The sequence below is a fragment of the Yinghuangia sp. YIM S09857 genome, from assembly GCF_051388915.1.
Taxonomy (GTDB): Bacteria; Actinomycetota; Actinomycetes; order Streptomycetales; family Streptomycetaceae; genus Yinghuangia.
In genome coordinates this window covers 94,508-102,703 of sequence record NZ_JBPKBH010000019.1, presented here as the reverse complement: position 1 = coordinate 102,703, position 8,196 = coordinate 94,508, and the positions used below count along the sequence as shown (strand labels likewise).

The window sequence follows — 8,196 nt, the reverse complement described above, 5'->3', positions numbered from 1 at the left end:
GCACACCGACTTCGTCGGTGTGCCCGCCCTGCGCATGCTCGGGCCGGGTGGACCGCCGCCCTCGATCCGGGCTCCCAGCCGACTGTCTCACCATTCGGCACCGGGGAGGGCGGCGGTCCGGCGCGCCTGCGCGGATCCCGGTTCGCGGGACGCTACAGACGGCCGTTGACGCGCAGGTCCTCAGGGACCCACGAGGGCTGCCGGCGGTCGCGGAACGCGTGCCACCCTTCGAGGGCTTCGGGCCCGGCGAGGCTCTCGTCGATGGTCATGCGCTCCGGGTGGCCGTAGACCTCGTTGATGATCCGCTTGACCTGGGTCCGTGCCGAGGGTGCGCAGCGCGCGCAAGCCGCGAGCAACTCCCAGGCGGTGGACAGCAGATCGTCGTGCGGGACGACGCGGTTGACCATGCCCCACGCCTCGGCGGTGATCGCGTCGACGACACGCCCGGTGTGCAGCATGTCCTTGGCCCGCGCGGGGCCGATCTGCGCCGGCAGGATGGCGGCGTACCCCGAGTCGGCGATGCCGCGGTACAGCTCCGGAGCGCGGAACGTGGCGCGCTCGCTCGCCACAGACATGTCGCTCAGGATGGCCATGAGCAGTCCGCCGCCCTGGGCGATGCCGTTGACGGCACTCACCACTGGCTTGCGCGAGTGCCGGATCGCGTCGAACGGCGCCGCATCCATGCCGAGCAGTTCGGCGCCCGGCCAACCGTCGTGCGACGAGGCCCCGAGGTCACCTCCCGGGATGAACACGTCCCCGGTGCCGGTGAGCAACAACCCGTGCAACGAGGCATCCTCGTTGACCCGGTCCACCGCGTAGCGGACACCGAAATACATGGCCGCGGTCATCGCGTTGCGGGCCTGCGGCCGGTCGACGGTCACTTCGGCGAACCCGTCGACGCGTCGGAACCTCAGGTGCGGGGTGCCGAGCCAGTCGCCCTGCGGGGGATGGCCCGGGCCGGGGACCCCGCCGCCTCCCGCGGAGATCATGCGGTTGCCGATGCGCGCAGTTCGGCCAGGTTCGCGCCCGCAGAGCGCTCGAAGCGGCCCTTGTCGTAACTGCGGACCGAAACGTCGTGGCCGGCCGCCTCCGCGCGCAGCGCGCCCACCGTCGACTGCTCGCGGGGGCGGTGCGTGAACGGGTCGAACTGGTACCAGCGCAGCGCGTTTTCGTACGTCATCAGGTTGACGTCGCGGTCCGGGACCCCCGCCATGACCGCACCCAGTTCCTCGGCGGCGTTGGGCCAACTGGAGTCGGAGTGCGGGTAGTCGCACTCCCAGGCGATGTTCTCCAAGCCGATCTGTTCACGCAGTTGCACGCCCACCGGGTCGGAGATGAAGCAGGTGAGGAAGTGCTGCCGGAAGACCTCGCTGGGCAGGCGGCCCCCGAAATCCTGGCCGGTCCACTTGTGGTGCATCACGTACGTGCGGTCGAGGCGGTCGAGGAAGTAGGGGATCCAGCCGGTGCCGCCCTCGGACAGGGCGATGCGGATGTCCGGGAACTCCTTGAGGACCCGCGACCACAGCAGGTCGGCCGCCGCCTGGCAGATGTTCATCGGTTGCAGGGTGATCATGACGTCGACGGGTGCGTCCGCGGCCGTCACCGACAACTGGCCCGACGATCCCAGGTGGACCGACATCACCACGCCCTCGTCGCTGAGCGCGCGCCACAACGGGTCCCAGTGCGGGTCGTGGAAACTCGGGTAGCCGAGCGTGGCCGGGTTCTCGGTGAAGGTCAGCGAGCGGCAGCCCTTCGCCGCGACCCGGCGCACCTCCTCGGCCGCGAGATCCGGGTCCCACAGCACCGGCAGCGCCATCGGGATGAAGCGGCCGGGGTGGCTGCCGGCCCACTCGTCGATGTGCCAGTCGTTGTACGCCCGCACCACGGCGAGCGCCAGCTCCTTGTCCTCGCAGGCGGCGAAGACGCGACCGCTGAAGCCGGGGAATGACGGGAAGTTCATGGACGCGAGCACGCCGCCCGCGTTCATGTCCTTGATGCGCTCCGCCGCGTCGTAGCAGCCCGGGCGCATTTCGTCGAACGCGGTCGGCTCGACGCCGTACTCCTCGGGTGGGCGGCCTGCCACCGCGTTGAGGCCGATGTTCGGGATCGTCGTGCCGTTGAACTTCCACACGTCGGAGCCGTCGTCCTGCCGCACCACCCGCGGCGCGCGGTCGCGGAATCGCGCGGGCAGGTGCTCGTCGAACAGGTCCGGCGGCTCGATGAGGTGGTCGTCCACGCTCACCAGGATGAGCTCTTCGGGGCGCATGGCCTACCTCCGGGTGTTTGATGCTCAGACTACTGAACCATGGTTCAAAGTATCTGAACCTATGTTCAATGCAAAGGGCGAGGCGTCGGACGTTGAGCTTCGAGTCCGTACGATGAGGACCGCATACGTGGGGAGACCGGGATGACGAGTGACGTGGGACTGCGCCGACAGCGCAAGATGCGCCGCGAGGAAATGGCGCGGGCCGATCTGCTGGACGCCGCCGAACAGGTCTTCGCCGACCGCGGGTTCCGCGGTGCCACGCTCAAACAGGTGGCCGAAGCCGCGCAGTTCTCGGTCGGCGCCGTCTACGAGTACTTCCGCAACAAGGAAGACTTGTTCCACCACGTCCTCGCGCGCGGCGGCGACGAACTCGTGCCCGCCATGGAGGCGGCGGTCGCGCGGCCCGGCAGTTGCGCGGAACGGCTGCTCGCGGTCGTGGACTGCCAGGTTTCGCTGTTCCGTGACCGCCCCGCCTTCGGGCGGCTCGCGCTACGACTGCCCTGGGTGGCCGGCGACGTCGCGGAGAGCGATGTGGGCCCCGAGGTCGGCGGCCACTTCGTCCGAGCGATGGAACTGCAAGCCCGACTGTTCGCCGCCGGCGCCGAGTGCGGCGAGTTCCGTGCGGGCGAGCCGACGGTGATGGCCCGCATCCTCTCCGGGATGGTCGCCGGCTATCAAGCCACCGACCCCGCGGTTACAGGCATTGCCGGGGGAGGGCACAAGGCGCTCCCCGTGGAGACCCTGCACGAGATGGTGACCGGCGCCTTCGTCGTCGGCCCGCCCTGCGGGTAGCCGGGTTCCGTACGAACCCACCGCCGCCCGGGCTCAGGCGGGATCGAACCGCACGGCGCCGTCCAGGCGGAGCACGTGCCCGTTGACGTAGCCGTTCGTGAGCAGGTGCTCGGCGGCCGCGGCGAACTCCTCCGGCGCGCCGAAGCGCCGGGGGAACGGCACCTTCGCCTCCAGCCGTTCGCGCACACCGGGCGGTGCCGCGTCCCAACCCGGGGTGCCGAAGGTCCCCGGAGCGATGGTGTTGACCCGAACCCCGGCGGCGGCGAGGTCGCGCGCGCCGACCAGGGTCATCCCGACGACCGCAGCCTTCGCCGCGGCATAGGCGATCTGGCCGATCTGCCCCTCGTACGCGGCGATGGACGCGGTGAGCACGACGGCGCCGCGCTCACCCGTGGAGTCCGGTTCCTGCTTCGACATCGCCGCGGCGGCCAGCCGCAGGGAGTTGAACGCCGACACCGCATTGCCCTCCAGCACCTCGCGGAACAGCTCCATCGGATGCGGTATCCCGTCCTTGCCGACGGTGCGCAGGCTGCGCGCGGCCCCGCCCGCGCAGGCCACCAGGCCGCGGAGGGCGCCCAGTTCCTCGGCCGTCGCAACGGCCTTCTCCATGTCGGCGTCGTCCGCGGCGTCTCCCGCGCAGGACCGCGCCCGCGACCCCAGATCGGTTGCCAGGCCGGCGGCACGCGCCTCGTCCCGGTCGAACACCACGACCGCCGCGCCCGCCCGGTGGAGGCGACGCACGGTCGCCTCGCCCAGGCCGCCCGCACCTCCGGTCACAATCACCACGCCACTCGTCGGGTCCACAGGGTGCTCCGTTCTGAACGATGAGTCCAAGTACTGAACCGAGGTTCAGAATACTGGCATGGCAGTGTTGCAATGCTCGGTAAACGCATACATTATTCATCAACGCCTTGCAGGAACGGAGACAGTTGTGAACGACACGGTGCTGTGGAGCGAGTCCCGGATGCTGGTCGACGGGGAACTCGTTACCGCCCCCGACGGAAGGACGTTCGAGAACGTCAACCCGGCCACGGGCCGCACCATCGGGGTGACGGCGGACGCCGACGCCGGCCTCATGGGCTCGGCGATCGCCGCCGCGCGCACCGCCTTCGACACCACCGAATGGTCGAGCGACCTCGGACTGCGCATGCGCTGCCTGCGCCAACTCCTCGCCGGCCTTGAGAAGCACCGCGAGGAACTGCGCGCCCTCACCGTCGCCGAGGTCGGTGTCCCCGTCTCGCTGACCACCGGCCCGCACCTGGACGCGGCCCTCGCCCTCGTCCCGTGGACCCTGGACCTGGCGGAGCGCTACGAATGGGAGAGCGACCGCGGCCAGGTGAAGGGCCAGCAGGGCACCACCCACCGCTACATCCGGCGCGAACCCGTGGGCGTGGTGGGGGCGATCACGCCGTGGAACGCCCCCATGCAGATCAACCTGGCCAAGCTCATCCCCGCGCTGGCGTCCGGCAACACCGCCGTCCTCAAGCCCGCGCCGGACACCCCGTGGACCGCCACGGCACTGGGGCGCATCGCCGCCGAGGAGACCGACCTGCCGCCCGGCGTCCTTAACGTCGTCACGACCTCCGACAACGCGGTCGCGCAGCAACTCGCCGACGACGCGCGCGTCGACATGATCTCCTTCACCGGATCGACCGCCACCGGCCGCCACCTGATGGCCCGCGCCGCGCAGACCGTGAAGAAGACCTTCCTCGAACTGGGCGGCAAGTCCGCGTCGGTCGTCTTCGACGACGCCGACCCGGCGACCGTCATCCGCGGTGCCATGGCGATCATCTGGCACGCCGGCCAGGGCTGCGCCATCAACTCGCGCCTACTGGTCCAGCGGGGCCTGTACGACATCGTCGTCGGCGGGCTCGCGCAAGCCCTGCCCGCCGTCCCGTACGGCGACCCGACCGACCCGAAGACCGTCATGGGCCCGCTGGTCAGCAGCATCCAGCGCGAGCGCGTCCTGGGCATGATCGAGCGCGGAATCGCCGACGGCGCGCGGCTGGTGACCGGCGGCGGCGCCCCCGCCCACCTGTCCGAAGGCTGGTTCGTCGAGCCGACGCTCCTGGCCGACGTCGACCCCGACTCCGAACTGGCCCAGCAGGAGGTCTTCGGCCCGGTCCTGTCCGTCATCCCGTTCGACGACGAAGAGCACGCCGTGACGATCGCCAACAACTCGATCTACGGGCTCGCCGGGCAGGTCACCAGCGCCGACGCGGAACGCGCGACCCGCGTGGCCGGGCGGATCCGCGCCGGATCGGTGAACGTCAACGGTGGCCAGTACTTCGCACCGGACATGCCGTTCGGCGGCTACCGGCAGAGCGGCATCGGCCGCGAGATGGGAGCAGCCGGGTTCGAGGAGTACCTGGAGACCAAGGTTCTCGCCATCGGCGTCTGACGCCAAAGCCCACCAGACCGGTACGACTTGAAGAAGGCACACACATGGGACTGCTCGACGGAAAGGTCGCCGTCGTCACCGGCGCGGGCCACGGCATCGGCCGCGCCCACGCACTCGAACTCGCCCGCCACGGTGCCCGGGTCGTGGTCAACGACCTCGGCGGCACCGTCCGTGGGGAGTCCGCCGGGAGCGACAACGCCGCCGACACCACCGTGGACCTGATCCGCAAGCGCGGTGGTGGCGCGGTGGCCCATTACGGCGATGTCGCCGACCACGACGACGCCGAGGCGATGATCCAGCGCGCGGTCGACGAGTTCGGCAGCCTGGACATCCTCGTGAACAACGCCGGCATCGTCCGCGACGCCGCCGTGTGGAACCTCGCGCGCGCCGACTTCGACGCCGTGCTGCGCGTCCACGTCGCCGGCACCTGGTCGCCCTGCCATCACGCCGCCCGCTACTGGCGCGAGCGGGCCAAGAGCGCCCCGGGCAGCACCGGCCGCATCATCAACACCACCTCCGGCGCCGGTCTCACCGGCAACTTCGGGCAGAGCGGCTACGCCACGGCCAAGGCGGCGATCGTGGGCCTCACTCTCACCCTGGCGCTCGAACTCCGCCGCTCCGGCGTGACCGTCAACGCAGTCGGCCCGTCCGGGTTGACCCGCATCACCGCGACCATCCCGGGCGCGGGTGACGTCATCGAGCCCGACGACCTCGGTGCGGACGAGTGGCATCCGATGGACCCGGCCAACAGTTCCCCCCTGGTCGCATGGCTCGCCGGTCCTGAGGCGCAGCACGTCACCGGCCAGGTGTTCCGCTCCATCGAGGACCGAATCATCTGGATGCAGGGCTGGCGTGAGAAGCGGACCGTGGCCGCCGGAAGTCGGCGCTGGAAGGCCGAGGAGATCGGCGACCGCATGGCCGTCGACATCTTCGGGACCACCGCGCCCGGCCTGCGATTCGAGCAGGCATGACCGGCGCCGCCGCGCGAACGCCCCCACACGGAACCACGAGCAAGGAACAGACGCATGAGTGACGGCAACGCAGCAGTGTGGGCCGGAGGAACCGGACGGACCGTCCCCGATCTCCTGCAAGCGCGCCTCCGGGAGGATCCGCACACCGACCTGTTCGACGTCAACGGCGAGCGGTGGACCACCGCCGAGCTCGACCGTGCGGCCCGCATCCACGCGGCAGCCCTCCAGGCGTACGGCGTCGGCAAGGGTGACCGCGTCGCCACACTCACCGCGAACTCCTCCGAGACGGTCGTCGCCCTGTTCGGTGCGATGCACCTGGGCGCAGTCGCGGTCCCGGTCAACAGCGCCTTCAAGGGCGACTACCTGCGGCACCAGCTCAACGACTCCGGCAGCCGGGTCGTGGTGGTGGATGCCGACCTGGCCCCGCGCGTCCAGGAGGTGGCCGACGACGTCCCGTGTCTCGAACACGTCGTCGTGGCAGGCGAGTTCGACTGGCAGTCGGCGACCACGCAATGGCACCGCTGGGACGAGGCCATGAACCGGGACCCGCTGACCGGCCCTGCCGACGTCGCCCCGACCGACACCATCGTCCTCATCTACACCGGCGGGACCACCGGCCCCTCCAAGGGCTGCGTGATCAGCCACAATTACGCCGTCACCGTCGCCACGCAGATCGCCCGGCAGTGGCAGCGCCGTCCCGAGGACGTCGTGTGGACACCCCTGCCGCTCTTCCACTTCAATGCCTACGCCATCGCCCTCGTCGGCACCCTGCTCATCGGCGGACAGGCCGCGATCTACCGCAAGTTCTCCGTATCGCGCTTCTGGCCGGAGATCAACCGCACCGGTGCCACCATGGCCAGCACGCTCGGGTCAATGGTGGCGCTGCTCGCGGACGACGCGCCTCGCCCTGAGATGCCGGGATCCGGTGCCGCGGGAGCCAACACGAGTCTGCGCTTCATATCGGGCGCCCCGATCGCTCCGGCGCTCGCCGAGCGCTGGCACGAGCGCTTCGGCATCCGGCCCTTCGACGGGGGCTACGGCACCACCGAGGCGTGCCTGCTGTCCTGGCTGCCGCCCGGCGTCGCCAACAAGCCGGGCGCGGCGGGGGTGGTCAACTCCGACTACTGGGACGTCCGCGTCTTCGACGACGCCGACAACGAGGTCCCGGTCGGGGAACCGGGCGAGATCGTCGCCCGGCCGCGCCGCCCTGGGGTGATGTTCGACGGCTACTGGGGACGGCCGGAGGCGACCTTGGCCACTTTCGGTAATCTGTGGCACCACTCCGGCGACGTCGGGCGCATCGACGAGGACGGCTATCTCTTCTTCCTCGACCGTAAAGCCGACTACCTGAGGCGGCGCGGCGAGAACGTGTCCAGCTCCGAGTTGGAGGCGGTCTTCGCCAAGCACGCCGACGTCGCCGACGTCGCGGTGCACGCCGTCCCCAGCCCCCTCGGCGAGGACGACATCAAGGTCACCCTCGTCCTGCGGCCCGGTGCCGGGCTGACCGAACAGGCGCTGTTCCGCTGGTGCCAGGAGCGCGTGCCGTACTTCGCCCTGCCCAGCTACATCGAGTTCCGCGCCGACCTGCCCCGCACCGTGCTCGGCAAGGTCCTCAAGACCCGGCTGCGCGAGGAAGGCGTGACGCCTCGGACCTGGCGCCTGGACACCAGCGGCATCAGCGTAGAACGACGCTGAGCCGCGCCGGCCGGCCTGGGCCGGCGCGGCACATCGAGCTCGGGGAGGCCGTGCTCCCGTCAGAGGTACGG

7 protein-coding genes are annotated in these 8,196 nt (G+C 70.5%); 4 read left to right on the top strand and 3 right to left on the bottom strand.

Annotation, left to right across the window (positions count from 1 at the left end; translation table 11 throughout):
- Window positions 1-152: 152 nt before the first annotated feature.
- The gene (locus ACRX5S_RS31440) at window positions 153-989 is read right to left on the bottom strand and encodes an enoyl-CoA hydratase/isomerase family protein (RefSeq protein WP_436776557.1); all 837 of its coding nucleotides are present in this window, start codon (window positions 987-989) and stop codon (window positions 153-155) included.
- Entirely contained in the window at window positions 986-2,266 is a 1,281-nt protein-coding gene (locus ACRX5S_RS31435; RefSeq protein WP_436776556.1) for an amidohydrolase family protein, read from the bottom strand. Before ACRX5S_RS31435 ends, ACRX5S_RS31440 begins: the two co-directional genes overlap by 4 nt.
- Before the next feature lie 141 nt (window positions 2,267-2,407).
- Between ACRX5S_RS31435 and ACRX5S_RS31430 the strand changes: the two genes are divergently transcribed.
- Window positions 2,408-3,058 (top strand): TetR/AcrR family transcriptional regulator, encoded by a 651-nt coding sequence (locus ACRX5S_RS31430; RefSeq protein ID WP_436776555.1) that lies wholly within the window; start codon window positions 2,408-2,410, stop codon window positions 3,056-3,058.
- A 33-nt stretch (window positions 3,059-3,091) separates the two neighbouring features.
- Here the strand turns inward: ACRX5S_RS31430 and ACRX5S_RS31425 are convergent, their stop codons facing one another.
- A complete protein-coding gene (locus ACRX5S_RS31425) occupies window positions 3,092-3,862 on the bottom strand; it encodes an SDR family NAD(P)-dependent oxidoreductase (RefSeq protein ID WP_436776554.1) in 771 nt (256 codons plus the stop codon).
- 127 nt (window positions 3,863-3,989) lie between these two features.
- Here ACRX5S_RS31425 and ACRX5S_RS31420 point away from each other — a divergent pair, with 127 nt between their 5' ends.
- The 3 genes from ACRX5S_RS31420 to ACRX5S_RS31410 are packed head-to-tail and all read left to right on the top strand — an operon-like array spanning window position 3,990 to window position 8,125.
- Window positions 3,990-5,459, top strand: a complete 1,470-nt coding sequence (locus ACRX5S_RS31420) for an aldehyde dehydrogenase family protein (RefSeq protein ID WP_436776553.1) — start codon at window positions 3,990-3,992, stop codon at window positions 5,457-5,459.
- Window positions 5,460-5,503: 44 nt separating this feature from the next.
- Window positions 5,504-6,430: an SDR family NAD(P)-dependent oxidoreductase gene (locus ACRX5S_RS31415; protein ID WP_436776552.1), complete on the top strand. Its 927-nt coding sequence runs from the start codon at window positions 5,504-5,506 to the stop codon at window positions 6,428-6,430.
- A 54-nt stretch (window positions 6,431-6,484) separates the two neighbouring features.
- A complete protein-coding gene (locus tag ACRX5S_RS31410) occupies window positions 6,485-8,125 on the top strand; it encodes an AMP-binding protein (RefSeq protein WP_436776551.1) in 1,641 nt (546 codons plus the stop codon).
- Window positions 8,126-8,196 lie beyond the last annotated feature (71 nt).